The 25,626-nt window shown below is 48.7% G+C and carries 21 protein-coding genes; 17 read left to right on the forward strand and 4 right to left on the reverse strand.

Features of this window, described 5'->3' with window-relative positions; translation table 11 throughout:
- Window positions 1–174: 174 nt before the first annotated feature.
- Window positions 175–1,008 carry a LysR family transcriptional regulator gene (locus OCU21_RS04895; RefSeq protein ID WP_261806349.1) on the reverse strand — a complete coding sequence of 278 codons (834 nt, stop codon included), beginning with the start codon at window positions 1,006–1,008 and terminating at the stop codon, window positions 175–177.
- A gap of 322 nt (window positions 1,009–1,330) precedes the next feature.
- Between OCU21_RS04895 and OCU21_RS04900 the strand changes: the two genes are divergently transcribed.
- The 5 genes from OCU21_RS04900 (at window position 1,331) to OCU21_RS04920 (ending at window position 6,999) form a co-directional block, all read left to right on the forward strand.
- The gene (locus OCU21_RS04900) at window positions 1,331–2,599 is read left to right on the forward strand and encodes a YeeE/YedE family protein (protein WP_261806350.1); all 1,269 of its coding nucleotides are present in this window, start codon (window positions 1,331–1,333) and stop codon (window positions 2,597–2,599) included.
- A 107-nt stretch (window positions 2,600–2,706) separates the two neighbouring features.
- Entirely contained in the window at window positions 2,707–4,413 is a 1,707-nt protein-coding gene (locus tag OCU21_RS04905; protein ID WP_261806351.1) for an FAD-dependent oxidoreductase, read from the forward strand.
- Between the two features lie 38 nt (window positions 4,414–4,451).
- The gene (locus OCU21_RS04910; protein WP_261806352.1) at window positions 4,452–5,216 is read left to right on the forward strand and encodes an ABC transporter permease subunit; all 765 of its coding nucleotides are present in this window, start codon (window positions 4,452–4,454) and stop codon (window positions 5,214–5,216) included.
- A complete protein-coding gene (locus OCU21_RS04915) occupies window positions 5,162–6,253 on the forward strand; it encodes a taurine ABC transporter substrate-binding protein (protein WP_261806353.1) in 1,092 nt (363 codons plus the stop codon). Before OCU21_RS04910 ends, OCU21_RS04915 begins: the two co-directional genes overlap by 55 nt.
- A complete protein-coding gene (locus OCU21_RS04920; protein WP_261806354.1) occupies window positions 6,250–6,999 on the forward strand; it encodes an ABC transporter ATP-binding protein in 750 nt (249 codons plus the stop codon). Before OCU21_RS04915 ends, OCU21_RS04920 begins: the two co-directional genes overlap by 4 nt.
- 125 nt (window positions 7,000–7,124) lie before the next feature.
- Here OCU21_RS04920 and OCU21_RS04925 read toward each other — a convergent pair whose 3' ends face one another.
- From OCU21_RS04925 to OCU21_RS04935, 3 genes are all read right to left on the reverse strand, one after another.
- Window positions 7,125–8,150, reverse strand: coding sequence for a MucBP domain-containing protein (locus tag OCU21_RS04925; RefSeq protein ID WP_261806355.1), 1,026 nt, complete (start codon window positions 8,148–8,150; stop codon window positions 7,125–7,127).
- Between the two features lie 32 nt (window positions 8,151–8,182).
- Complete coding sequence (locus OCU21_RS04930; RefSeq protein ID WP_261806356.1) at window positions 8,183–8,464, reverse strand: DUF1827 family protein; 282 nt, start codon at window positions 8,462–8,464, stop codon at window positions 8,183–8,185.
- A 275-nt stretch (window positions 8,465–8,739) separates the two neighbouring features.
- Complete coding sequence (locus OCU21_RS04935) at window positions 8,740–10,974, reverse strand: ATP-dependent Clp protease ATP-binding subunit (protein ID WP_261806421.1); 2,235 nt, start codon at window positions 10,972–10,974, stop codon at window positions 8,740–8,742.
- 224 nt (window positions 10,975–11,198) lie between these two features.
- On the opposite strand from OCU21_RS04935, the gene ykzS reads away from it, so the two are divergent.
- The 12 genes from ykzS (at window position 11,199) to thiD (ending at window position 25,410) form a co-directional block, all read left to right on the forward strand.
- Complete coding sequence (gene ykzS, locus OCU21_RS04940) at window positions 11,199–11,393, forward strand: protein YkzS (RefSeq protein ID WP_261806357.1); 195 nt, start codon at window positions 11,199–11,201, stop codon at window positions 11,391–11,393.
- Window positions 11,394–11,556: 163 nt separating this feature from the next.
- Window positions 11,557–11,823: a phosphocarrier protein HPr gene (locus OCU21_RS04945; RefSeq protein ID WP_261806358.1), complete on the forward strand. Its 267-nt coding sequence runs from the start codon at window positions 11,557–11,559 to the stop codon at window positions 11,821–11,823.
- Window positions 11,823–13,541, forward strand: a complete 1,719-nt coding sequence (ptsP, locus tag OCU21_RS04950) for a phosphoenolpyruvate--protein phosphotransferase (protein ID WP_261806359.1) — start codon at window positions 11,823–11,825, stop codon at window positions 13,539–13,541. The genes OCU21_RS04945 and ptsP overlap by 1 nt, the downstream gene beginning before the upstream one ends.
- A gap of 1,309 nt (window positions 13,542–14,850) precedes the next feature.
- A complete protein-coding gene (locus OCU21_RS04955; RefSeq protein ID WP_261806360.1) occupies window positions 14,851–15,312 on the forward strand; it encodes a CopY/TcrY family copper transport repressor in 462 nt (153 codons plus the stop codon).
- Window positions 15,309–17,528, forward strand: coding sequence for a heavy metal translocating P-type ATPase (locus tag OCU21_RS04960; protein ID WP_261806361.1), 2,220 nt, complete (start codon window positions 15,309–15,311; stop codon window positions 17,526–17,528). Before OCU21_RS04955 ends, OCU21_RS04960 begins: the two co-directional genes overlap by 4 nt.
- 396 nt (window positions 17,529–17,924) lie before the next feature.
- Window positions 17,925–18,233 (forward strand): hypothetical protein, encoded by a 309-nt coding sequence (locus OCU21_RS04965; RefSeq protein WP_261806362.1) that lies wholly within the window; start codon window positions 17,925–17,927, stop codon window positions 18,231–18,233.
- Window positions 18,234–18,797: 564 nt separating this feature from the next.
- Window positions 18,798–21,011 (forward strand): anaerobic ribonucleoside-triphosphate reductase, encoded by a 2,214-nt coding sequence (gene nrdD, locus OCU21_RS04970; protein ID WP_261806363.1) that lies wholly within the window; start codon window positions 18,798–18,800, stop codon window positions 21,009–21,011.
- Window positions 21,008–21,610: an anaerobic ribonucleoside-triphosphate reductase activating protein gene (gene nrdG, locus OCU21_RS04975; protein WP_261806364.1), complete on the forward strand. Its 603-nt coding sequence runs from the start codon at window positions 21,008–21,010 to the stop codon at window positions 21,608–21,610. The genes nrdD and nrdG overlap by 4 nt, the downstream gene beginning before the upstream one ends.
- 79 nt (window positions 21,611–21,689) lie before the next feature.
- Entirely contained in the window at window positions 21,690–21,926 is a 237-nt protein-coding gene (locus OCU21_RS04980) for a hypothetical protein (RefSeq protein WP_261806365.1), read from the forward strand.
- 920 nt (window positions 21,927–22,846) lie between these two features.
- Window positions 22,847–23,521: a response regulator transcription factor gene (locus OCU21_RS04985; protein WP_261806366.1), complete on the forward strand. Its 675-nt coding sequence runs from the start codon at window positions 22,847–22,849 to the stop codon at window positions 23,519–23,521.
- Window positions 23,522–23,531: 10 nt separating this feature from the next.
- The gene (locus OCU21_RS04990) at window positions 23,532–24,605 is read left to right on the forward strand and encodes a sensor histidine kinase (protein ID WP_261806367.1); all 1,074 of its coding nucleotides are present in this window, start codon (window positions 23,532–23,534) and stop codon (window positions 24,603–24,605) included.
- On the forward strand, window positions 24,598–25,410 hold the full coding sequence (gene thiD, locus OCU21_RS04995; protein WP_261806368.1) for a bifunctional hydroxymethylpyrimidine kinase/phosphomethylpyrimidine kinase: 813 nt from the start codon (window positions 24,598–24,600) through the stop codon (window positions 25,408–25,410). Before OCU21_RS04990 ends, thiD begins: the two co-directional genes overlap by 8 nt.
- Window positions 25,411–25,626 lie beyond the last annotated feature (216 nt).

Below are 25,626 nucleotides of genomic sequence, written 5' to 3' on the forward strand. Positions count from 1 at the left end.
AATAAGGCCGAGTTTTGAGATTTTCGGTGCACTTCCGAAAAGCTCAAAATCGTGCCCGCAGCGTTCCACCACCCCCAACCCGACCTGGAGCCCATCCACATCTGCCACCACCAACGCCACGCGCAGCGCAAGCTGCGGCCAACCTACTTTTGCCCGTCACCATCACCTCAACTCTCAGTAGTGAAATTGCGGCAGTAACGTCTTGATCCGATTGATCAGTTTCTGAATCTCAGTGGAACTGGAAATCGTCGGACTCAATAAATAGAACTCCCGCCGGAAGTCACTGGAAAGCTGCTGGTAGGGCAATAAGGTATCGGTGATCGAACGCTTGGAGACGATGGCCTTGCCAATGCGCATGCTGACCAGCTTGGTAATCAAATTATCATCACTGACCTTGATCAAATGGGTCGGTCGGATGTGATGTTCGTTGAAGTAGCGCTCAGTATATTCCCGTTGGGTTGAACCGGCGCGACCAATGATCCATTCCGGGCTCTCTAAGTTGCCGGCCAGGACCAACTCGTCGGAAGTAAAGGCCATCTGTTCGACCTGTTGGGCCACGAAAGGTTTCTCCAAGATGCCAAAAGCGATTTCGTGTTTGAGAATATCTTCCAAGATCACTTCGGAATCAGCGGTAATGATTTCAAAATCAAATTGATCGAAATAGTTTTGCAGATTTTCCATTAATTTTGGTAAAACAAACAATGAGGTCGTCGGCGAAACCCCAATCGCACAGCGGATGCGAGGACTGCGATGGCTTTTGACCAAATGATTCAGTGAGTTTTCCCAATTCTGGAGGATAATTTGCGAGTCTCGATAGAAGCGGTTGGCGTTTTCGGTGGGCACCACACCTTTATTGCCGTTACGCTCGAATAATTTGACGCCGAGATGGGCTTCCAGTTTCTTGATTTGAATCGAAATACTGGGTTGGGTCACATAAAGATCCTTCGCCGCTTTGGTGATCGAGCGGGTCTCGTAAACCTTTTGAAAGACAGTTAAATCCTGAAACATCAGCGTTTACTCCCTTTTATAAATATTATTTATGAGAACATATAGAAATATAATATCACGAATTTATTGTGAAATAAACAATTTAAGTATTTTCTACCTAATGCGGAAGCGACAACGATTCTTCTTTTGAAATACGATGACCTAGTCTAGGTTTCGACTAATTTTATAATAAAATCACAATTGAGAAAGGGCTCTCATTCACATGGCGCCTCTTAAACATTAAGAATATTTATGCTAATCTAAGGGTGAGCGATCTTCAGCTGAAAACTCATCATTATTTTTTATCGCACTTATTCAGGTTTATGGAGAAAGGGATGGCGAAATGAAGCATCTAGATCGGATCTTAGGATTTGGGTTATTGTTGATTCTACTGGTTGGTGCACCGTTTGTTTTACCAACCAATATGCATTATATTCGTTTATTATTTGGGTTGGCGTTGGGTTATATCTTGTCACGGTCATATACCGGCTTTGCAGGCAGTGTTAATCGGGCCTACAATACGGGGTCCACAAAATTGATGCGAACCTTGATGTTCATGTTTTTTATCACTTCTGTAGCGGTGGCCGGTTTTCTCATGTTGGAGCCGGATGTGACCAAATATTCATTGTGGGTCAATCCGATCAATTTCGGTTTATTATTAGGTGGACTGCTGTTCGGATTTGGGATGTCGTTTTCTTCTTGCTGTGCTTCCGGGGTGATGACCGACTTAGCGACGGATCTACCACGGGCAGGGGTAACTTTGGTCTTCTTCACGCTGGGCGTTTTTCTTGGGTTCCCACTGCAAGCGACGCAATCGTGGGTCAAGGATTCCTGGTTCACGACCGCGACCGGCGCGAAGTACTCAAATGGCGTCTTTATGCCGGACTGGTTCAAAGGTGGTATTCTGAACGGCTACTTAGGCGCGGTGATCATTACCGGGATTTTCTGCGCGATCGTGACTTACTTGGCTTATCGCTATGAGAAGAAGCGGCGTAACGCGCAAACTTACCGTGGGGTTTTATCAGAACGGGCGCAAGACGCCAACTATGAAAATAAAGTGGCTGAGTTCGAATTAAAGAGCGACCATACTTATGACGTGTTGTTCACCCGGCCCTGGACTTTGAAACAAGGCGCGGTGGGGCTAACGATCATTTTCATTTTGATGATGGCCTTAACCAAATCAGGTTGGGGTGCCTCCACGCCTTATGGATTCTGGTTTGGCAAAGTGTTGAATGTTTTCGGTGTTTCTGGCGCGTCCTTGGCGGCATTTACCCATCAAAGCGCGGAAGTTTTCACCGGTTCTTGGTTGAGCAACGCGATGACAGTGCAAGATTTCGGGATTTTTCTGGGCGCGGCGGTCTTTATTTTGACCTCGGGATTATTCAAAGAAACGATCCATGCGGTGCCAAGTTTGACGGTCAAGACAACCGTCATGTATGCTTTGGGCGGCTTCACGATGGGCTTTGGCACGCGGTTGGCTAACGGCTGTAACGTGGGTGCTTTATACAGCCCAATTGCCCAATTCTCACTGTCAGGCTGGATTTTCTTGATTGTCTTGATCCTCGGCGGTATTATCGGCAACCGTGTTTCTCAGGCTGTTTATGGTGATTAAATCGCCCGCGGTTGCTAAGGTGATCGTCGCGGCTAGCAAGTGATCCAGTTAATTATTTTGGCCAGTTGGCAACTAACGCAGTTGGCTTCATTCAAGGAGGAAATGACATGACTCATAAAAAAATCGTGATCGTCGGTGGCGTTGCAGGTGGCGCTTCAGCGGCGGCACGGGCGCGGCGGTTAGACGAACACGCGGAAATCACCATGTTTGAACGAGGACCACACGTTTCGTTTTCCAACTGTTCTTTACCGTATTACTTAGGTGGTTTGATTGAAAACGCCGATGATATCGTCTTGATGTCGCCAGAGCAATTCAAGGCGCAATATAATATTGACGCGCAAGTCAATTCTGAAGTGATCGACGTGGATCCGGTGGCCAAGACGGTCGCGGTCAAACAGACCAAAACCGGTGAGCTGAAGCAAGTTAGTTATGATGAGCTGGTCCTGTCACCAGGCGCCAAGCCAGTCATGCCAGCTTGTATCAAGGGTATCGATCGGGATAATGTTTTCACCGTCCGGAATGTGGTCGATATCAAGAAGATCCATACCTTCCTTGAGGTCAACCATGTCACTGATGTCGCCATTGTTGGCGGTGGTTTCATCGGTTTGGAAATGTGTGAGAATCTGGCCAAAACCGGTCGCCATATTTCTTTGATCGAAGCGGCAGACCATGTTTTGGGGACGATCGATGAGGATTTCGCCCAATTGATCCACAAAGAATTGTACGACCACGGGATTGATGTGATCCTCAAGGAAGGCTTGGCGGAAATCACCGCTGAAGCCGCGATCCTCGGTTCCGGGCGGGCCATCAAGGCGCAGGCGGTGATCGTGGCGATCGGGGTAGCGCCGGAAACGGAATTGGCGACCAAGATCGGCTGTAAATTAGGCCTGACTGGTGGTATCGCTGTCGACCAACACTATCAGACTTCGCTGCCAGACGTTTACGCGGTGGGCGATGCCATCGAAGTCAATCATCTGTTGACTCGGAAGAAAACTCGCCTGGCCTTGGCTTTCCCAGCACAAATGGAAGCGCGGGACGCGGTGGATCATATATACGGCCGCACCGTGCAAAATAGTGGCTTCATTGGCTCCCAAGCGATTCATATTTTCGATTTGAATGTGGCGTCCACTGGGTTGACGGAGAAACATTGTCAACGGGAAGGTATTGATTTCCGCGCGACCACCGTGATTCCGAAGAATCGGGTCGGCTTGATGCCGGACGCGACCCCACTGTACTTGAAGTTGGTGTTTGCTTATCCAAGTGGTGAAGTGCTCGGCGCTCAAGCAGTCGGCAAATCCGATGTGGACAAACAAATCGATATTGTCGCGACAATGATCGCGATGCACGGGAAAATCTCCGACCTGACTCATTTGGAAGTCTGCTACTCACCATGGTTCAGCACCGCGAAGAACGCGGTCAACATGGCTGCCTTAGTCGCTGAGAATATTTTGAATGGTGAGTATCAACAAGTGCCGATTACCGAAGTGCGGAAATTAGTCGAGAAAAAAGCGCTGATCATTGACGCCCGTGAGCCGAATGAATACGCGGAAGGTCATATTATCAACGCGATCAATATTCCGCTGAGCGAATTCCGCCAACGCTTGGCTGAAATCCCAGCGGATCGCCCCGTCTACATTCATTGTCTATCCAGCCAGCGCAGCTATAACATGGTGCGCGCCTTGGGTAATCTCGGCTATCGTCAGGTTTACAATATTGTCGGTTCGTTCTTAGGATTGTGTGAATATGAATACTTCCAAGATCAAGTGACTGGGAGGCAACCGATCGTCACGAATTACCGCTTCGATTTGTTGTAAGTCATGAAGTAGTTTCAATCAAAAGGAGGGTCACAAAAATGTCCAAAAAACGTAAAATCACTTTGGCCGTTTGGCTGGTCCTCCTTTTGCTTTGGGAAGTCGTGACGCGGCTACACTTAGTTTCGGGGATTTTGTTTCCGGCTCCAGAGGAAGTGCTACGGACTTTCGTGGCGATTTGGCAGCATGGCTATAATGGCATTCCCTTCTGGCAACATCTGGGCATCACTTTGTGGCGGTTGTTCAGCGCGATTTTATTGGCGATCGTGACCGCAGTACCGCTGGGATTGGCTTCAGGTATGTCGACCACCGTCAATGGCTTGGTCGATTCGCTGGTCCAATTCTATCGGCCGATCCCGCCGCTAGCTTACTATACCTTGCTGATTCTTTGGTTTGGGATCGGCGAGTCCTCGAAGATCATTCTGCTCTACTTGGCGGCCTTCGCGCCGATTTATTTGGCCGGAGTGGAGGGGGTCCATAATCTGAATCAGGATTACCAACTAAGTGCCCGTTCACTGGGTGCCAGTAAAGGACAGATCTTTCGCTGGGTTATTTTTCCTGGGGCCTTGCCTAGCTTGTTCACCGGAATTCGCACGGCGGTGGGGGTGTCTTTCTCCACCTTGGTGGCGGCGGAAATGGTCGCCTCTACCTCAGGCATTGGTTGGATGGTGATCGACGCTTCCAAATATTTGAAAAGTAGTGTCATGTTTCTCGGAATTCTGCTGCTGGGTGGGCTAGGACTATTGCTGGATTGGCTTTTACAGCGGCTGGAGCGGCGGCTGATTTTCTGGAAGGGGCAACTCTGATGGGGCGGCGGTGGCTGGCGCGATGGCCGCGTTGGGGCCGTGGGCTTGTGTTGGGCTTGGTGGCGCTGATTTTGGCGCCGGGAGTTAGCGGGTGTCAGCACTCGCAAAGCGGCCAGGCCGTAGCCGAGATTCGCATTGGTATTTTGAACACGCCCAATGATGTAGCGGTGGCGCGGCAACTGGGCTATTTTCAGGCCGCTTTTCCCCATCAGAAATTGAAGTTTATCACCTTTGATTCAGGTGTAGACGCGAATAAGGCGTTACTTTCCGGCGGGGTGGATTTCGCGACGATGGGTGATACCAACGGCGTGGTGGCCTTGGCCGCGGAAATCCCAGTCCAATTGTGTTGGATCAATGAGATCTGCGGCGCCAATGAAGCTTTGGTCGTGCGGCGCAGTGCGAAAATCAAGCGCGTTGAGGACTTGGTCGGCAGGAAAATCGCGACCCCGTTTGCTTCGACGTCGCACTATAGTCTGATGAGCGCCTTGAGCCAGGCGGGTATTCGCGATCAAGTGACTTTATTGGATATGGATACGCAGAATATCGTGGCGGCTTGGCAACGGGGCAATATCGATGCGGCCTATACTTGGCAGCCGACCTTGGCGCAACTCTTGCCAGAAGCGACTGTTTTGTGTGATAGCGCCGATTTGGCCCAACAGGGGATCACAACGGGCAACATTACCTTGGTGCGCACCCAATTTGCTCAGGCTCATCCCCGCTTGACTCAGCGCTTCGTGGCGACCCTGGATCAAGCGCATCAATTGCGCCGGCGGAATTTCTCCCAGGCAGTCAGCGCCGCGGCCCGTCAAGTGGGTATTAGTCACCGCGAAGCCCGGTTACAGATGCAGGGCACGACCTGGCCTGGCGCCAGCGCAGAATTCTCGTCGGCTTATTTAGGCGCGGCTGGTAGCAGTGGCGCGTTTGTTCAGGCGATGACGCGGACGGGTCAATTTATGGCTGGTCAGCAAACGATTACGACGGCGCCCTCAGAACAACAATTTATTGATTTCATTTGGAAAGGGGATCAAGAACCATGACCGCTTTGATCGTCGCAGACGGGTTAACGGTTCGTTACGGTCAGCAAGCGCCGATTTTGTGGCAAACCGATTTGACGATCGCCACCAACGAAATCGTGGCTTTGGTCGGCCCCTCTGGCTGTGGCAAAAGCACTTTACTCAACGCGATTGCCGGGTTCATTCCTTACGAAGGAACATTGACCATGGCGGGAGATGCGATCAAGGGACCGGCCAGCCAACGTGGCGTCGTCTTCCAGAATTCTTCCTTGTATCCTTGGTATGATGTCGCCCAAAATATTGGCTTTGGCTTGCGCGCGGCCCAGCAAGCGCCGGCAACGGTACAGGCGCGGGTGACCCAGCTCCTGCAATTGATTGACTTGGAAGGACAGGCGCACAAGAAAGTTTTTGCCTTGTCAGGGGGGATGCGGCAGCGGGTCGCCATCGCGCGGGCTTTGGCGCCGCGACCGCCGTTATTATTGCTGGATGAACCATTCGGCGCGCTGGATGCCTTTACCCGCCAGAAAATGCAACACCTGATGTTGAGTATTTGGCGGCAAGAACAAGTGAGTTTGCTGTTGATCACCCATGATCTTAACGAGGCGCTCTTCTGTGGTTCGCGCATCGCGGTGATGACCAGTACCAGCCGCCAGTTGATCGCAACGCTGATCAATCCTTATCAAGGGCGAACCGAGCCGGAGTTGAGCGGTGCGCAGCTGCAACAGCGGGAGCAGTTTCAACAGCGCTTGCTGACCCTGATCAACCAATGAGAATTAGGTTTTAAAAAGAGCCAAGTCGAAATTTTCCGACTTGACTCTTTTTTGCTGGGAATAGCAGGCAGAGGCGCTGAGATGTCCGGCCGCCGTAAAACTGGTCTAACCGCCGGAGGCAACCGCTAGACCTGCAAGTATTTCATTTCAATATAATAACCGCTATCTAACTGGACCCACTGACTGCCATTTTCCAACGTCAGTAAGCACTTGACACCGACTTCAGTTCGATCAGCTAGCCGTTGCGTGATCACGCGGCCATAGGGAAATGTCCACTGGGAGATCGGAAAACTGGGACTGGCTTTGATTTGACCGCGCCGGACGGTTTCGTCGCGGGTCAGGATCGCAAAGGGCATACTGGCCAATAGTTGCGCGGTCGGTTTTGCTGGGCTGGCCGGTTGGGGCAAGTCCGGATGCTGTTGAAGTTGTGTATTCAGACTATCGATCCACAGGTCACCGCCAAGATTGAACCAAACGCTATGGTCCCGTGGATTTTTGACGGTAGTAAAAATCTGCCAGGTCGAGCCGGCAGGTAGGGGCCATGCTAAAGGTTGACCATAATGGGGGCTTGAATAGGCCTGTTTAGGTTGACGCATCGTTACCGCGTTATCTCGAGTCAAGGTCAGGGGACGTTGGCCCGCGGTCAGACGATAGTGGAAATGCAATTGTTGGACCGTTTGGCCAAAGACGCCATGGGGATCATGGTCGACTCTAACGAAATCTTCCCGGTAGCGAGTCAAGGGTTCGATCGCAAATGCGCGATTCAGTTCTCCGTGAATGAAGGCTGGTGGCGCAAGCAGCTGCCCGGTTTCATCTTCATGGAAGACCATCAAGGGAGCGGCCAATTGTTTGGTGTAGATCAAATCGATCTCAGTTTGATTTAATAAGAATTGAGTCTGATAGTGACGGATATCATATAGAAGATAACCGGGGATCGTTTGCCAGGGGATTTTGAGTTCACTACGAAAAGCCCCCCAGATTTGGCGGGGCTCAGCAAGTTGATGAGCGGTGCTATCTAAATAACGGATCAAGACGGCCAGATCTTGATGCTGACGCCGGGTGACTTGACCCGATGCAGTAAGATCAGTCGTTGACGCTTTTTTAGGAGGCGTTTGTCGCTCGGTGGCACGATCTCCCTCAGCACGTGGCATCTCGTGACCTCCTAAAATTGCTAAAAAATGATTTAGACACGATTTTGAATTGAGATCTCCGCCAAATGGTTACCACGAATGATCTCGGTTTTTCTTGGCCGTTGCTTGATCAAAGTCTTGATGGCAAAGTCGATCTCATCTTCAGAAATATCGCGATGCTCGCTCTTCATCAGAATTTCCTGGTGGGTGGGCGCTTTCGTATAGACAACCGTCACATTGCCTAAAGAATATACTTTGACTAGTTTAGCGTCAGTACCAGCCAATTGATTATGAACTAATTTACTGAAGCTATTGGTTACATCAAAAAGTCTCATCTGATCCCTCCGAGGTTGATTTTTTTGTGTAAAACTCGCTAACATAAGTATAGAATAAAATGTTCGTTTTTGAAAACGTTTCGGCCCTTATTTCTGGGAAAATTATGAGCACACTGTGAAATGAGGTCGCTCAAGCGAGCTAGTGCGGAAAAACAAGCCCAGCGAAAGTCAATTGAATGAAAAAACGGCGCCGCGATTCTAAACCGCGGCGTCGTTTTGATCACGCTAGGTAAATAGTTTTTTAGACTTACTTGATCGAAAAACGATCATCAAACTCAATCATTCTTGGTCGTGGCGTTAGCGCTGGTCACGCTAGATTCGTCATGACGCTGTTCACTGATGTGGATCTGATCATCAGCCATGCGTGCTTCCAATTGCTTGATCGTGGGATGATCCAAATAGAAATCTGCGACCCGGTCTTCGATCTGTTCTTGGATCACTCGCCGCAATGGTCGTGCGCCCATAGCCGGATCGTAGCCCAGATCAACTAATTTTTCTTTGACGGGTTCAGTGACATGGATGGTCAAACCTTTATCGGCGATCATTTTGTTAGTATCGGCGATCATCAGGTCAACGATCTTCATTAGATTGGCCTTGGTCAATGAATTGAATTCAACGATGTCATCGAAACGGTTGAGAAATTCTGGCTTGAAGAATTCGGTCAATTTGTCCAAAACAGAATGAGTCTCACCAGTAGCAGCCGCGCCGAAACCAACATTGGCTTCTACATCTCCTTGACCGGCGTTAGAGGTCATGATAATGATCGTATCTTTGAAGGAAACGGTCCGTCCTTGGGAATCGGTCAAACGACCATCATCAAGGATCTGTAAGAACATATGCATCACATCAGGATGGGCCTTTTCGATCTCATCTAAGAGGACCAGGCTGTAAGGATTGCGGCGAACTTTTTCCGTCAACTGACCAGCTTCTTCGTAACCAACATAGCCAGGAGGTGACCCGATCAATTTCGAGACACTGTGTTTTTCCATGTACTCACTCATGTCGAAACGGATCATGGAATCCTCGGACCCAAATAGCTCCCGCGCTAATTGCTTGGCCAATTCAGTTTTCCCAACGCCAGTGGGACCAACGAAGAGGAAGGAGCCGATCGGCCGACCGGACTTGTTAAAACCGATCCGGTTCCGCCGGATCGCGCGGGCGACTTTGTCGACAGCTTGATCTTGACCAATGACGTTAGCTTCCAGATCTTCAGATAGGTTTTTCAATTGGGCTTGTTCCTGCGCCCGTAATTCGCCGACAGGGATATGGGTTTTTTCCTCGACGATCTGTTCCATGTCTTTTTCGGTGATCACAGGACGATCGCCGTCAGCAGAAGCTTGATTATTTTTCATTTTGTTGAGTTTTTCGATTTGATCACGGAAATAAGCAGCCCGCTCATAATCTTCTTGTTGGAGCGCTTCTTGTTTCTGAGATTCTGCGGACTGGATTTTTTCTTCAATCACTTTCGGGTCGATATTGGTCAAAGTCAAGTTCTTCTTTGAGCCCGACTCATCCAATAAGTCGATTGCTTTATCAGGTAAAAAGCGGTCTTGGATATAGCGTGCGGAAAGGCTGACCGCCGCTTTGATCGCGTCGGCAGAATAGCGAACGTGATGATAATCCTCGTAGCGAGGTTGTAACCCTTTGAGGATCGCGACCGTTTCTGCTTGGGTCGGTTCATCAACGGTAACCGGCTGTAACCGTCGCGCTAACGCGGAATCTTTTTCGATCGTGCGATATTCATTCATCGTGGTGGCGCCGACCAATTGCAATTCGCCTCGGGCCAACGCAGGTTTCAAAACATTACCCGCGTCCATCCCACCTTCAGCGTTACCAGCGCCAACGATCTCATGGATCTCATCGATGAACAAAATGATATTAGGATTGCGTTGTAGTTCTTGGATCATTTGTTGCATCCGTTGTTCAAACTGACCGCGGACGCCAGTACCTTGGACCAGAGAAACCACATCTAACCGAATGATCTCTTTGTTTTGTAATTTAGCAGGTACGTCACCGTTGACGATTTTTTGCGCCAAACCTTCAATAACGGCAGTTTTACCAACACCAGCTTCTCCGATCAAAACGGGGTTGTTTTTCGTCCGGCGATTGAGGATCTCGATCACACGAGCGATTTCACTGTCCCGTCCGATCACTGGGTCGATCTTGCCTTGTCGCGCTTGATCGGTGAGATTGACGCCGAATTGCGCGAGGACACCATTACCGCGGCGATTGCCGCGGCCGCCTTGACCAGGTTGTGCCTGCGCTTGCCGTTCTTGCTGCTGGAACCCGGAATTAGGGTCACTACCTTGGCCACCCATCGCTCGCATGATATCATCGAGGTTGGAGAAGCCAAATGGATCTTGGGCCATATTCGTATTGCCTCCTTGATTAGCTTCATTTTTTAACTGCTGATAGCAATTCTGGCACAAGTCGATCTCGCGACGTTGGCCGTTCACAGTCGTATATAAATGGATCGTTGCTTCATTTTGATGACAATTTTGGCATAACATTGTCTCCATCACACCTTTCTGGATGTGTCGCTTCTTGAAAAAGGTCAGGCAAAGTTTGACCTTTGTTGACCTATGCTTGTATTATAGTATTAGCACTCTATGGGCGCAAGTGCTAAGGCTTGTAATTCTGACCAAATTTTCATAAGCTTTAGATGGCACCTTGAACAAAGGGGTCTAGTTCCTAAAACCATTTTAAAACTTCAAAGATAGGGTGGGCAATCAATATGACTCAAGATTATTCGCAACAATTACAAGCGCTGGTCAGTGGTGGATTATCGTCATTAACAGTGACAGAAAAGGACTTCATGAGCTTCAGAAAAGCTTGGCTGGCCTTCCCGCAACGCAAAGAAATCGTCGGTGAGGCCAAGCGAAATGGTACAGTGATCTACCATTTTGATGAAAGCGGTAACGTTCAGTAGCTAAGCCGATTTTTGGCATTTCAAAGTTCAAAAATTCTTGTAGTATTTGGCAAAAAATGGTAGCATTTAGGTTGTAGCAAACAGTGTCCACAAATGGACCTGTTTCACGGTTGTGTTTTTTAACGCAACTAAAAATTTTTTATTTATGAAGGAGCTCATTATAATGGAAAAACGCGATTTTCATGTTATTGCTGAGACAGGTATCCATGCACGTCCAGCAACTCTCTTGGTACAAACTGCTAGCAAGTTCAACTCAGACATCAACCTTGAATACAAGGGCAAGTCAGTTAACTTGAAGTCGATCATGGGCGTTATGTCTTTGGGTGTTGGTCAAGGCGCTGACGTTACGATCTCTGCTGATGGCGCTGATGAAGCCGAAGCAATCGTTGCTGTTGAAGAAACAATGAAGAAAGAAGGACTTTCTGAATAATGACTACAACCTTGAAAGGGATTGCGGCTAGTGACGGCGTTGCAATCGCCAAAGCCTATCTCCTTGTTCAACCTGATTTGTCATTTTCGAAGTCTGCAATTAATGATGTAACGAAAGAAACCGATCGTTTGCAAAGTGCCATCGATAAGTCAAATTCCGAGTTACAACAAATTCGTGATATCGCAAGCAAAAGCTTGGGCGAGGAAGAAGCCCAAGTTTTTGATGCGCACATGATGATTTTAGCGGACCCTGAATTCACAGGTGCCGTCAAGCAAAAGATCGAAGATGAAAAAGTCAACGCTGAATCCGCTTTGGATGAAGTCGCGACGACATTCATCAAGATGTTTGAGGCGATGACAGATAATCCTTATATGCAAGAACGCGCTGCTGATGTCCGCGATGTTTCCAAGCGGATCATGGCGCACTTGTTAGGGGTCGAACTGCCAAATCCGGCCTTGATCGACGAAGAAGTGATCATCGTCGCTCATGACTTGACGCCTAGTGATACGGCTCAGTTGAACAAGAAATACGTCAAAGCTTTCGTCACCGATATCGGTGGACGGACTGCGCATTCGGCTATTATGGCTCGATCGCTGGAGATCCCAGCCATCGTCGGTGCAGGTAGCGTCACAACAGATATCAAGGCCGATCAACGGGTGATCGTTGATGGCAATACTGGTGACATCGTTGTGGAACCAACTGATGCGGACGTTGCAAAATATCAAAAATTAGCTAAAGAATATGCGGCGCAAAAAGCGGAATGGGCAAAGTTACGTGATGCTCGGACCGAAACCGCTGACGGGAAGCATTTTGAATTGGCGGCTAATATCGGCACACCGAAAGACCTTGCTGGCGCTACCGATAATGGCGCAGAAGCAATCGGTCTTTATCGGACTGAGTTCCTTTACATGGACTCACCAGAACTGCCGACTGAAGACGATCAATTCACTGCCTATAAAGCTGTTATTGAAGGTATGGCTGGCAAGCCTGTCGTTGTTCGGACTATGGATATCGGGGGCGACAAGCACTTACCATACTTGCCACTCCCTGAAGAAATGAATCCGTTCTTAGGTTACCGGGCGATCCGGATCAGCTTAAGTCGTCAGGATATTTTCCGGACTCAGTTACGGGCGTTGTTACGCGCGTCTGCATTCGGTCACTTGCGGGTCATGTTCCCAATGATCGCGACCTTGCAGGAATTCCGTCAAGCCAAAGCGATCCTTGATGAAGAAAAGGCCAAATTAGTTGCTGAAGGCACTGAAGTTGGCAAGTATGAAGTGGGGATCATGATCGAGATCCCTGCGGCCGCAGTTTTGGCTGACCAATTCGCGAAGGAAGTTGATTTCTTCAGTATTGGGACCAACGATCTGATTCAATATACCATGGCTGCTGATCGGGGCAACGAGCACGTTTCTTACCTGTACCAACCTTATAACCCTTCTATTTTGCGCTTAGTCAAGCATGTGATCGATTCTGCGCATAAAGAAGGTAAATGGGCTGGCATGTGTGGTGAAGCCGCTGGTGACCCAATCATGGCACCGATTTTAGTCGGTTTAGGTCTTGACGAATTCTCAATGAGTGCGACTTCGATCTTGAAGATCCGTTCCTTGATGAAACGTTTGGACACGGCTGAAATGGCTAAAATGGCTAACAAAGCTTTAAACGAATCTTTGACGAATGATGATAACATCAAGCTGGTCAAAGAAACCTTGAAGTAAGCTCCGCTAATGATTTAATATATTCGCCTATCCGAAAAGCCTCACGCAATTTTGCGTGAGGTCTTTTTGCGTTGAAGTGTGTTGTGGACTGATTTTCAGTAGCATCGGTTGAATGATTGAGCCTTGTGGATTCCTGTTCTTGAATCTTCGCTTGATTGCAGGTGTGGTTGGGTTTAGGTGTGGACGCAACCGGCTGAGACTGCTGTTGCGGACGGGAACGTGATGGGCGTCGTTTTGAAACTGCCCGGTTCCTATTCTAAAACATGCGTTTAATTGCAGGTATGCCGGGTTGGGTGGTGACGCAACCGCCTCAGGGCGTTTGTCGTGGCTGGAACGCAGTGGGCATCGTTTGAAGCCAATCCGCAAAAGCAGCGGCTTGTCTTCAAATCGAGCCTTTGTCTAAGTGATAAATCACTAAGACAAATTTCACTGCTGAGCCACACGCCCTGAGGCGGTTGCTAGGCAGAATTATGCCTATCTGCAATCTAGGCGAAGTAGTTAGCGAAGTGCTTTTGCAAGTGCGGTGGTCAAACAATTGCCCTTTTTTAGGATGGTACGACAATATCAACAGATTCGGGTCGGGAGGTTGGGACACTTTACGTAGGCTGAACAGCTCTACTTGTTTCCTTAACAATTCTTGGGTGGAAAGCCGACTGATTCAGTTGATTTACTGAGAACTAGGTTTGTTCATCAAACAGACTGCGCTGGTGTCACCAATTTGAAAATTGTGACCACTAACCATGGTCGTTAATTGCGTGGTTCCCCATCAATCGGCGATAGCTTGTCAGATAGCGTGAGTGCTCAAGCAACTATTATAATGTTGAGCGGCTGGAGCGGAGCGTGGCGTTGAAACGTGCTCCACACAACTGACTTCTGCGCTTAACTACGCCAGGCTTCCGGAGGCACAGACCCGCCTCCAAAATCCTGGCTAGGTTAATGCTCAAAGTCAACCCGTTGTGTTCCGCACTCTGGCGTTGGTGGATCGTTTACTAGCTGGCGGAAGATCGGGCTGGGGGTGAGTCAGCCGCGATATTATTGTTGGCGATTTATCGCCTACAATAAGGCCGAGCTTGAAGATTTTCGGTGGTTTTCCGAAAAGCTTCAAGTCGTGCCCGCAGCGTTCCACCACCCCCAGCCCGACCTGGAGCCCTACCACATCTGCTAACCACCAACGCCACGCGCAGCGCAAGCTGTGGTCAACCTACTTTTATCCGCGAAAAAATAACGATAAAAAAGTAAGCAAAGTGGTTGACAAAATAAGTCTACAATTGTAAACTTAACTCATCCTAATGAAAGGCAGGCGGCAACGATGACGTCAACGCAACCTGAAAATTTACCAGAAATCAGCCCAGCAGAGTGGGAGGTCATGCGGATCGTTTGGACCTTGAACGGCGCCCAGACCCATGAACTGATCAGCAGCTTGCAAGAGAAAATGGATTGGACCGAATCAACGATCAAGACTTTGATTCGACGCCTGCAACAGAAAGGCTATCTGCAACGTCAAGGGACCCAACGTCCTTATGTTTATCAAGCGACGATCACAGAACAGGCCGGGATCAATCAGCAAACCGATGCGCTTTTCGCCAATTTATGTGCGATGCACGTGGGTCCGACCCTGATTCGTCTCGTCAAGAACAATACATTGAGCCAGCAAGATTTGACCGAACTGAGCCAACTGATCGCAACCAAGCAAGCAACTGCGCCGGCCGTTGTCGCCTGTGATTGCTTAGCGGACTGCCAAGTCGAAAACCAAGGGGAGTGTCACGAATGACCAAAAACGAAATGAACGAACACAAGCAGATGGATCATACCCAAATGGATCATACCCAAATGGATCATAGCCAGATGGATCACAGCCAGATGGACCACAGCAAAATGGATCACAGCAAAATGGATCACAGTCAGATGGACCATAGTAAAATGGATCACAGTAAAATGGACCATAGCATGATGGGGCATGATATGGCTGGGATGGATCATGACATGGGCGAGATGGACGGCGACATGATGATGCACGGCGGCCATATGATGCACATGGGTAATTTAAAGAAGAAGTTTTGGATCTCAGTGATCATGGCGATCCCGGTGCTGTTGTTGTCCCAGATCATGGGCTTCAGCCGCGCGGTGATCCCGGCTTTTCCTGGTTCCGAATGGCTAGTTTTGGTCAGCGCCACCGTGCTGTTCTTCTACGGCGGCTGGACGTTCATTAACGCGGCTTATTATGAGTTGAAAGAGAAGAAGCCGGCGATGATGACCTTGATTTCCTTGGGGATCTCCGTTTCTTACTTCTATAGTGTGTACGCCTTTATCGCCCGGAATTTCTTAGGCAATCATCATGTGATGGACTTTTTCACCGAATTGGCCACGCTGATCTTGATCATGTTACTGGGTCACTGGATCGAAATGAACGCGATGATGAAGGCCGGCAATGCCTTGGAGAAAATGGCGCAGTTGTTGCCGAGCCAAGCTCACGTTCAAGTTGCCAATGGTGAAGTTGTTGAGCGGCCTTTAGCTCAGATCAAGGTCAATGATCTCTTGATCGTTCGCGGTGGGGAGTCGATCCCAGCCGATGGGACGATCCTCAATGGCCAAAGTCAGGTCAACGAATCTTTGGTCACTGGTGAATCTAAGGCGATCAATAAAGAAGTGGGCGCCACGGTGATCGGTGGTTCAGTCAATGGCGATGGTACCTTGACGATCAAGGTCACGGGCACTGGCGAAAGTGGTTATTTGTCGCAAGTGATGAAATTGATCGGCCGGGCGCAAAATGACAAGTCGAAATCAGAAACCATGGCGGACAAGGTTGCCGGCTGGTTATTCTACTTCGCTTTAGTTGCTGGGATCCTGACCTTCGTTGTTTGGGGCTTCAACGCCGACATGGCGACTGCGTTGGAACGAATGGTGGCGGTTCTCGTGATCGCCTGCCCTCACGCTTTAGGAGTGGCGGTACCGTTAGTGGTCGCCCGTAGTACCTCATTAGCGGCGGTCAATGGCCTGTTGATCCAAGAACGTCAAGCCTTAGAAAACGCGAAAACGATCACCCATGTTTTTTTGGATAAGACTGGGACCTTAACAGAAGGTAATTTCACCTTGAATGCTGTCCACAGTTACCAAACGGGTTTAAGCGATGATCAGGCGTTACAATTGATCGGTGGGTTGGAGCAACATAGTAGTCACCCGATCGCCACCGGGGTTTTGAGCGCGGTCAAAAAAGCCCAGTTAACTTTGCCTGAGGCTACCGATGTCCAAACGATCAAAGGGGTCGGTTTGGCTGGAACGATCAATGCGCAAGACTATCAGATCGTCACCGTCAATTATTTACAGCAGCATCAGTTGACTTATGACCAAGCAGAATTTGCTAATTTGGCCGATCAAGGCAATAGTGTGAGTTATTTGATCCGCGGTCAGCAGGTGGTGGCGATTTTCGCCGCAGGGGATCAGATCAAGGATAGCGCTCGTAGCTTCATCAAGTCCTTGCAGGCTCGGGGGATCACGCCGGTTATGTTGACTGGGGATAACCAGGCGACAGCTGCGAAAGTCGCGGAGAGTTTGGGCATCACCGAATTCAAGGCGCATTTACTGCCAGAAGATAAAGAAAAAGTTGTGCGTGAGTATCAAGCCGCTGGTCATCACGTGATGATGGTCGGCGATGGCGTCAATGACGCGCCGGCCTTGGTTCGGGCCGATATTGGTGTGGCGATCGGTGCGGGAACTGATGTGGCCATCGATGCCGCCGATGTGATCTTGGTCCATAGTGATCCAGCGGATATTTTGAACTTCCTTAATCTGGCGCAAGCGACCAATCGAAAAATGATCGAAAACCTTTGGTGGGGCGCTGGTTACAACTTGATCGCGATTCCGTTAGCGGCGGGCGTCTTGGCTCCGATCGGCTTTGTCTTGTCACCGGCGATCGGTGCGATCATCATGTCCTTCTCCACCGTGATCGTGGCGTTGAACGCTATGTCCTTGCGGTTGAAACGGGCCTAAGTGCCAAATGACCACCATGATTCGTTATTACGGAAGCTGTAAAACGAAAATGATCCAATCAAGCTAGGTAGAACTGTCGAACATCGCCCAATGTTCGGCAGTTTTTTTGTAGCCGTTGGTTTGATTTTTGGTCTAGAACTCCTGATGAGAAATCATCTGTCCGCTCAAAAAAATTTTAGACTCGATTTTTGTGCGCACTCAGATTTAGAAAATAATTTGAAGAAAAAAGCGAGGATTTTTTTAAAGGGTGGCTTGATATGTCATATTATGGCTAGGTGATTGGCTATAATGACCTTAATGACGGTTTTTAGGATGATGGAATCCGATCATTGGCTGTATTGCCAGATATTTCGGATCATATTGGTACGGGTATGTGGGAAAAAGGAGTTTTGGGCAATGAATAGTCAGGAGCGGATCCTGCGGCTTTTTATGTTATTGATGACCCGTCGACAGATCACCAAGACCGAAATGATCAGCGCAGAAACGGATCTCTATCGGGCTGATCACACGGAAAAGGATCTGGAGAATCGCAAGAAAAGGTTTCAGCGGGATATTCAGATCATTCGCCAAGTATTGGCGTCGACCTCACAATATCGACTGCAAGATAATCATCGCGGTGTTTATACGTTGATCGAATTATCGCCGCCAACGCGGGTGAACCAGCGGTCATTGGCTGACCAGACTGCGGTGGCGGTGAACGAGTAAGTCAACGGGTTGACCAGATCCGTTAGTTTTAGCGTCTGGATCTTCAGGGAGTAATGAAGTCGCACGTTAGCGTGGGGCTTTTTTCCTTCTCTAAAAAATGAATAAGTAGCTGATCGCTCACTTGAGTGACTTTAGCAAAATGGTCATGATCGTTCGTTTTTTTAACATGAGCTAGCAGCGGGCGCAAAAATTTTTTACGTAATTAATAAGGATACATAAGTTATGCCAAGATTTGTTTATCAGAATACCAATCGGATGATCGCAAAGCTGAAACTACCCGAATCAGCGCTTATTATTATCGAAGAATTATACATTTTGCACAATCTAACCGACGATCTCATACACTATATCTTGTATATAATTCCTTTATATTTGCAAATCACTACTATATGTGGGCCGATATTGCTTGCTTTTAATTTTTGGCACGGTAAAATAGGTGCTATGGAGTATCGGCGCGATTATCGTCTTTACAGGCGAGCGCGCGGTGCTGTTGCCCGATCATGAAGTTAGTCCTGGGCAACGATCAGTAAATAAATCATGACTTTAATGAGTGGAGCGATTGAAATGGATGAGCTAAAAACACCGTTACAAAGTAAACTGACCACAGTCAATGTAATCAAGCGTGATGGCCGCATCATGGCTTTTGAACCGGAGAAGGTCGCACAAGCGATCCAGAAAGCTGCCACGAAAACCGAGCAGGATGGGCAAGAAGTCTCCGATGAAGAACTCCAAAATGTCTTGGATGATATTCTGGCGGAGCTCACTGATCGCTTTACGACCAATGTGAAGATCTATGAGATCCAAAATATCGTGGAGCATACTTTGCTTGATCACCACCTCTATTCGATTGCCCAAGAATATATCGGCTATCGGACCCAGCGAGATTTCGCGCGGAGTCAGGCAACGGATATCAATTTTACGATCAAAAAATTATTGAATCGGGACGCGACTGTCGTTAACGAGAACGCCAACAAAGACAGCCAAGTTTTTAATACGCAGCGGGACCTGACTTCCGGAACGGTGGCCAAAGCGATCGGGTTGAAAATGTTGCCGCCGCAAGTCGCCAACGCCCACCTTAAAGGCGAGATCCATTGGCACGACTTGGATTATCAACCCTATAGTCCAATGACCAACTGCTGTTTGATCGATTTCAAGGAAATGTTGACCCATGGTTTCAAGATCGGTAATGCGGAGGTCGAGCCACCTCATTCGATCCAAACGGCCACGGCGCAGATGGCACAGATCATTGCCAATGTTGCCTCCAGTCAGTATGGTGGCTGTTCTGCCGATCGGGTCGATGAGCTATTGGCGCCTTTTGCAGAGCGGAATTTGGCCAAACATGAGGCGGAAGCGGCGGAATGGATCGATGAACCTGAACGACGTAAAGAATACGCGATCAAACGGACTAAAAAAGATATTTATGATGCGATGCAGGCGTTGGAATATGAGATCAATACTTTGTATTCGTCACAGGGACAAACGCCTTTTACGACCTTGGGTTTTGGTTTAGGGACAAGCTGGATCGAACGCGAGATTCAAAAGTCGATCCTCAAGATCCGTATTCTCGGTCTCGGCAAAGAACATCGGACGGCGATTTTCCCGAAATTGGTCTTTACATTGAAGCGCGGTTTGAATCTAGCACCGACTGATCCAAATTATGACGTTAAGCAGTTGGCGCTGGAATGTGCGACTAAGCGGATGTATCCTGATATTTTAAGTTATGATAAAATCGTTGAGTTAACGGGCTCTTTTAAGGCGCCGATGGGTTGCCGTAGTTTCTTACAGGGCTGGCAGGACGAAAATGGTCAGGAAGTCAATTCAGGGCGAATGAATCTAGGGGTGGTCACCTTGAATCTGCCGCGGATCGCGCTTGAATCAAAAGGCGATCAGGCTCGTTTCTGGTCACTGCTGAGCCAGCGCTTACAGGTCTGTGAAGAGGCGTTGGTCTTCAAGGTCAATCGAGCAAAACAAGCGCATCCTTATAACGCGCCGATCCTGTATCAATATGGTGCTTTTGGCAAACGGCTCCGGAAAGATCAATCCGTTGATGAGTTGTTCAAGAATAGTCGCGCGACTGTTTCTTTAGGCTATATCGGCCTTTACGAAGTGGGGACAGTCTTCTTTGGACCGACTTGGGAACATGATCCTGAAGCCAAGGCGTTCACGCTAAAAGTCGTCAAGGCTTTACATGATCATTGCGCGGATTGGGAACAAGAGTATGGTTATCATTTCAGTGTTTATTCAACGCCGTCAGAGAGTCTGACCGATCGTTTTTGCCGCTTGGATACCAAGAAATTCGGTAAGATCAAGGATATCACCGATAAAGAATATTACACGAATAGCTTCCATTATGATGTGCGCAAGAATCCAACGCCATTTGAGAAGTTAGATTTTGAAAAAGACTACCCTCAATACTGTTCCGGCGGTTTTATCCATTATTGCGAATATCCTAATTTAAAGCAGAACCCGAAGGCGCTTGAAGCGGTGTGGGATTATGGCTATGATCGGATCGGCTATTTAGGTACCAATACACCGATCGACCAATGCTTCAAGTGTGGGTTTAAAGGTGAATTCGTTCCTACCGCTAAGGGCTTCAAGTGTCCTGAGTGTGGTAACGCTGACCCAGCTAGTTGTGACGTGGTCAAGCGGACATGCGGTTATTTGGGCAATCCCAATCAACGGCCAATGGTCCATGGCCGTCACGAGGAGATCGTTTCCCGGGTCAAACATCTAAGCTTCAGCAATAATCAGGTGGCTAATCAACAAAGAAATGGGTGATTTTTACGACAAAAGTAACTTGGCGTTCGCCGCGTCTCCCGAAAAATCCACAGCCTGGTGAATGGCAAGCAGCCCAACTGAGCCAGCAATATATCGCCGACTATAAACCTTTTAATTTCGTTGACGGGGAAGGGGTGCGTTGCAGTTTATATGTTTCCGGTTGTCGCTTCGCTTGTCCCGGTTGCTACAACGCCGCCGCACAGAATTTCCATTACGGTCAACCCTACACCGATGAGCTCCAAGAACGGATTCTGACGGACCTGGACCAATCGTATGTTCAAGGGTTGACGCTGCTAGGTGGCGAGCCCTTCTTGAATACACAGGTCTGTTTGAAATTAGTTGACGCGATTCGCGCGCGCTTTGGGTCAACGAAAGATATTTGGTCCTGGACCGGGTATACTTGGGCGGAGTTACAACAAGAAACGCCGGATAAATTGGAATTATTAAGTAAAATCGATATTCTGGTGGACGGTCGCTTTTTGGAAGCGGAAAAGGATCTGACCCTGCAGTTTCGCGGTAGTCGCAACCAGCGGATCATTGACGTGCCGCGCTCTTTAGCCCAAGGCGACGTGGTGATTTGGGATAAATTAGTTAAGTGAGCTCTCTTTAAAATGAAATATGCCAACGAAACGTGATACCAATTCGAAGACAGTGCCTCGGCTTGTAGGTTGCAACCCTATGCGGCTGGTGGCGGTGCTTCGAGTTGGTGTTTTTTGTTTTGGGTTTTTGGGGGTTCTGTGTGAGTTCAACCGGCTGGGACTGCTCGATTGGATTTTTCGCGTAATTGCAGGTTTTGGTGGGTTTGGCTGGGACGCAACCGCCTCAGGACGTTTGTCGTGGCTGGAACGCGGTGGGCACTGTTTTGAGCCAATCCGCAAGCCCAGCGGCTTGTCTCAAAATCAGGCCTTATTCTAAGCGATAAATCGCTAAGAATAATCTCACCGCTGAGCCACACGTCCTGAGGTGGTTGCTAGGCAGCATTGAGACTATTTGCAATCGAAGCTGGATATCTGATGAAGTAGTTTTGCAAGATAGAGGTCAAAACAATCGCCAACTTTTTTGGTGGTACAGCAATGCCAACTGATTTGGATTAGAGCCAGTAGCTTTATCTCAAACATTTAGACGGATCATCACTGGAAACAGACCGATTCAGCTGATTCATCAAGAGCTTGCCTCAGTTCATCAGACAGACTGCGTTGGTGTCACCAATTTGAAAATTGTGACCACTAACCATGGTCGTCATTTGCGTGGGTCCCCATCAATTGACCACATCTTGTAAGTTGGCGTGAGTGCTCAAACGGATGTTATAACGTTGAGCGGCTGGAGCGTAGCGTGGCGTTGAAACGTGTTCGCCGACCTAGCTTCTTTCGCTTAGCTACGCAACTATTCCGGAGGCATAAACCTGCCTCCAAAATAGTTGCTAGGCTAATGCTAAGAAGCTGACCAGGTCGGTTCACACTCTGGCATTGGTGGGCTGTTCACTCGTCTGGCGGAAGGTCGGGCTGGGGGTGAGTCAGCCGCGATATTATTGTTGGCGATTTATCGCCTACAATAAGGCTCAGCTTTGAGATTTTCGGTGCCCTTCCGAAAAGCTCAAAGTGATGCCCGCCGCGTTCCACCACCCCCAGCCCGACCTGGAGCCCTTCCACATCTGCCAACCACCAACGCCACGCGCAGCGTAAGCTGCGAGCATCATCACGGCCAACATTCAAACATATTTCCTCAATAATTCACGCCAAAAAAAGTTAGCGCAAACACTTTCCCAGTCGTCTCTGTATTGTATTTTTTCAGAAAAACCAGTAACATGAAGGCAGACCTTTCAGCGGAGGATAAAGATGTTTAAAATCATGATTATTGAAGATGACGCGACGATCGCCCAATTGATCGCCGAGAATCTTGAAAAATGGGATTTAAAGGCGTACATCATTCAGGACTTCAATCAAGTCATGCCCGAATTTACGGCGGCCAAACCTGATTTGGTCTTAATGGATATCAATTTGCCGGTTTTTGATGGTTTTCATTGGAATCAAAAAATCCGCGAAGTTTCGCAGATCCCGATCATTTTCATTTCGTCGCGCAATACCAATATGGACATGGTGATGGCGATGAATATGGGGGCGGACGATTTTGTCAACAAGCCTTTCTCCATGGAGGTCCTGTTGGCCAAAATCAATGCTTTGCTGCGGCGGACTTATGATTATCAAGATTCGAACGCGAATTTTTTGGAACATAACGGGCTGAAATTGAATTTGCAAAATGGCGATGCCCAGATCAAGGGGCAGACGATCAATCTTTCCAAAAATGAATATAAACTGTTGCAGTTCATGATGCGCCAACATGGCAAGATCATTTCGCGAGATCGATTGTTGCGCGAGCTTTGGGATGATGAACGGTTCGTTGACGACAACACCCTGACTGTCAACGTTAATCGGTTACGGCGTAAAATTGAAAAAGCGGGGATCCAGGATTACATCGTGACCAAAGTTGGTCAGGGTTATTTGATTCCATGAGGTGGCGCGAATGACATTTGGCAAGTTTCTGCGGGATCACTTTCTGCAGATCGTTTTCTGGTTGTTGGGCTTGGTTCTGTTTAATTTGGTCATTTGGCTAGATCCTTCCAATTCGGTCGCGCTGGTCAACCTGCTCTATTTGGATCTACTTTTGGTGATTTTTCTGGCGGTCTTTCTCTTTATTTTATTTTGGAGTCGGCGGAGTTGGTATCGCCAGGTGGATGAACGGATCGCTGACGCGGACAATATCTTGAATAACCCGTTAGTCAATCCGCAACGTTCAGATGAACGTCAGATTGCCCGCTATTCGGAGACCTTATTGGAGACGCATCAACAGGTTTTGAACAGCTTGGTCAATGAACAGGCGGATCAACGGGAATTTATCGATAGTTGGGTCCACGATATCAAGGTCCCGCTGGCGGCGTTACGTTTGGTCAGCGATAGTTTGGAAGATGAGATCGGCGAACAGAAGTATGATCAATTGGTTGAAGAAATCGACCGCATGAACCATTATGTCGAAGAGGTCTTGTATTATTCACGACTGAGTCATTTCGCCAATGATTATTTGATCCAAGAATATTCGCTGAAGGCGATCATCAATCCAGTCGTCCGTGATAATATGAATTATTTCATCCATAAAAAAATTCGGCTCGAACGCAAAAATTTGGATTATACGGTGCTGACCGATCAAAAATGGCTTAGTTTTATTATTCAGCAGATCATTGCTAATAGTTTGAAATATACGCCACCTGCAGGCGAGATCACGATCGCCGTGGTTTCGGATCGTCGCGGTCTGGACTTGAAGATCACCGATAATGGTGTGGGGATCCCAGAAGCGGATCTGCCGCGGATCTTTGATAAAGGTTTTACCGGTGCCAATGGCCGACATGCGGACACCCACGCGACTGGTCTCGGCTTATATTTGGCCCAGAAATTGGCCCAGAAATTAGGTCATCAGATCAGCGTTTGTTCAACGGTCGGTGTGGGGACGACCTTGACGATCCACTTTCCATTGCTGAGCTATTATAATAGTCCAGGTAGTCAAAATGGGTTTCTAGAAAAAGAGGGGGAGTACAATGACTAATGAACAGATCCAAGTCGTGACCATCGCCGGCAATGATTCAGACGGCAGCGCCGGGATGCCTGCCGATCTGCATAGTTTTTTCATGCGTCATGTTTATGGTATGGGGATCTTGACGGCGGCGGTTTCGGGGAATTCCTACGGGATCGAAGCGGCCCAAGTCATGCCGGCGGAGTTTATCGCCCAACAATTCGCGACTTTAGCCAAGGATTTTAAGATCCGGGCCGCGAAAACTGGTATGTTGGCCGATGCCACAGTGATCAATGTGGTGGCGGATTGTTATGAAAAATATGATTTTGGTCCTTTGGTGGTCGATCCCGTGATCATTACCAAGCACGGCGCGATGTTATTAGAAGAAGAAGCCTATCAGACTTTTCGCCGGCGATTATTACCCTTGGCGACGGTGTTGACACCGAACTTTTTTGAAGCGCAAAAACTGACCGGCCTAGAGTTGGCGACTGATGAGCAGATCATGACCGCAGCGCGGCAATTGCAAGCGGCCGGTGCGAAAAATGTGATGATCAAGGGGCGTCATGATGACGAGCACCAACGTGAAGTTCGCGATTTTGTGCTGACTGCGACGGGAGAGTCCTTCTGGCTGGCGGAACCCTATGTCAAAACCGACCACGTCAACGGAACTGGCGATTCATTGTCGGCTGTGATCGCGGCGGAATTGGCGAAAGGTCAGACTCCGGCGGCAGCGATCCGCTTGGCGAAGAAATTTGTTCATACGGCGATCGCCCAACCGATCGCCGTCGGTCATAAGTTTGGTCCGATCAACCATTGGGCGACAGCTGACCTCAAATAAGCTGACAGTCAAGGCGATGGCGTCTGATTGTTGACAAATATTGAACGAATACCCTTGGTGGTGTTCGTTTTTTGTTGATGGCGATTTTGCTGTGAGCGCCAGCGATATTGGCCGGTCAGTGCGCATCACCCTTGTGAGTACAGCATCCTGATAGCGCGATTTGCTCAGGTCGACGCCCGACCGTGACCCTGACAAAAGATCCTTCGGCGTCCCAGC

It is taken from the genome of Lapidilactobacillus luobeiensis, from assembly GCF_024345205.1.
Lineage (GTDB): Bacteria > Bacillota > Bacilli > Lactobacillales > Lactobacillaceae > Lapidilactobacillus > Lapidilactobacillus luobeiensis.

What these genes read in the sequence shown, in the direction of transcription:
- OCU21_RS04895 (WP_261806349.1), bottom strand. Translation starts at nt 1,008, where the DNA reads ATGTTTCAGGATTTAACTGTCTTTCAAAAGGTTTACGAGACCCGCTCG.
- OCU21_RS04900 (WP_261806350.1), top strand. Translation starts at nt 1,331, where the DNA reads ATGAAGCATCTAGATCGGATCTTAGGATTTGGGTTATTGTTGATTCTA.
- OCU21_RS04905 (WP_261806351.1), top strand. Translation starts at nt 2,707, where the DNA reads ATGACTCATAAAAAAATCGTGATCGTCGGTGGCGTTGCAGGTGGCGCT.
- OCU21_RS04910 (WP_261806352.1), top strand. Translation starts at nt 4,452, where the DNA reads ATGTCCAAAAAACGTAAAATCACTTTGGCCGTTTGGCTGGTCCTCCTT.
- OCU21_RS04920 (WP_261806354.1), top strand. Translation starts at nt 6,250, where the DNA reads ATGACCGCTTTGATCGTCGCAGACGGGTTAACGGTTCGTTACGGTCAG.
- OCU21_RS04925 (WP_261806355.1), bottom strand. Translation starts at nt 8,150, where the DNA reads ATGCCACGTGCTGAGGGAGATCGTGCCACCGAGCGACAAACGCCTCCT.
- OCU21_RS04930 (WP_261806356.1), bottom strand. Translation starts at nt 8,464, where the DNA reads ATGAGACTTTTTGATGTAACCAATAGCTTCAGTAAATTAGTTCATAAT.
- OCU21_RS04935 (WP_261806421.1), bottom strand. Translation starts at nt 10,974, where the DNA reads ATGTTATGCCAAAATTGTCATCAAAATGAAGCAACGATCCATTTATAT.
- ykzS (WP_261806357.1), top strand. Translation starts at nt 11,199, where the DNA reads ATGACTCAAGATTATTCGCAACAATTACAAGCGCTGGTCAGTGGTGGA.
- OCU21_RS04945 (WP_261806358.1), top strand. Translation starts at nt 11,557, where the DNA reads ATGGAAAAACGCGATTTTCATGTTATTGCTGAGACAGGTATCCATGCA.
- ptsP (WP_261806359.1), top strand. Translation starts at nt 11,823, where the DNA reads ATGACTACAACCTTGAAAGGGATTGCGGCTAGTGACGGCGTTGCAATC.
- OCU21_RS04955 (WP_261806360.1), top strand. Translation starts at nt 14,851, where the DNA reads ATGACGTCAACGCAACCTGAAAATTTACCAGAAATCAGCCCAGCAGAG.
- OCU21_RS04960 (WP_261806361.1), top strand. Translation starts at nt 15,309, where the DNA reads ATGACCAAAAACGAAATGAACGAACACAAGCAGATGGATCATACCCAA.
- OCU21_RS04965 (WP_261806362.1), top strand. Translation starts at nt 17,925, where the DNA reads ATGAATAGTCAGGAGCGGATCCTGCGGCTTTTTATGTTATTGATGACC.
- nrdD (WP_261806363.1), top strand. Translation starts at nt 18,798, where the DNA reads ATGGATGAGCTAAAAACACCGTTACAAAGTAAACTGACCACAGTCAAT.
- OCU21_RS04980 (WP_261806365.1), top strand. Translation starts at nt 21,690, where the DNA reads ATGCGGCTGGTGGCGGTGCTTCGAGTTGGTGTTTTTTGTTTTGGGTTT.
- OCU21_RS04985 (WP_261806366.1), top strand. Translation starts at nt 22,847, where the DNA reads ATGTTTAAAATCATGATTATTGAAGATGACGCGACGATCGCCCAATTG.
- OCU21_RS04990 (WP_261806367.1), top strand. Translation starts at nt 23,532, where the DNA reads ATGACATTTGGCAAGTTTCTGCGGGATCACTTTCTGCAGATCGTTTTC.
- thiD (WP_261806368.1), top strand. Translation starts at nt 24,598, where the DNA reads ATGACTAATGAACAGATCCAAGTCGTGACCATCGCCGGCAATGATTCA.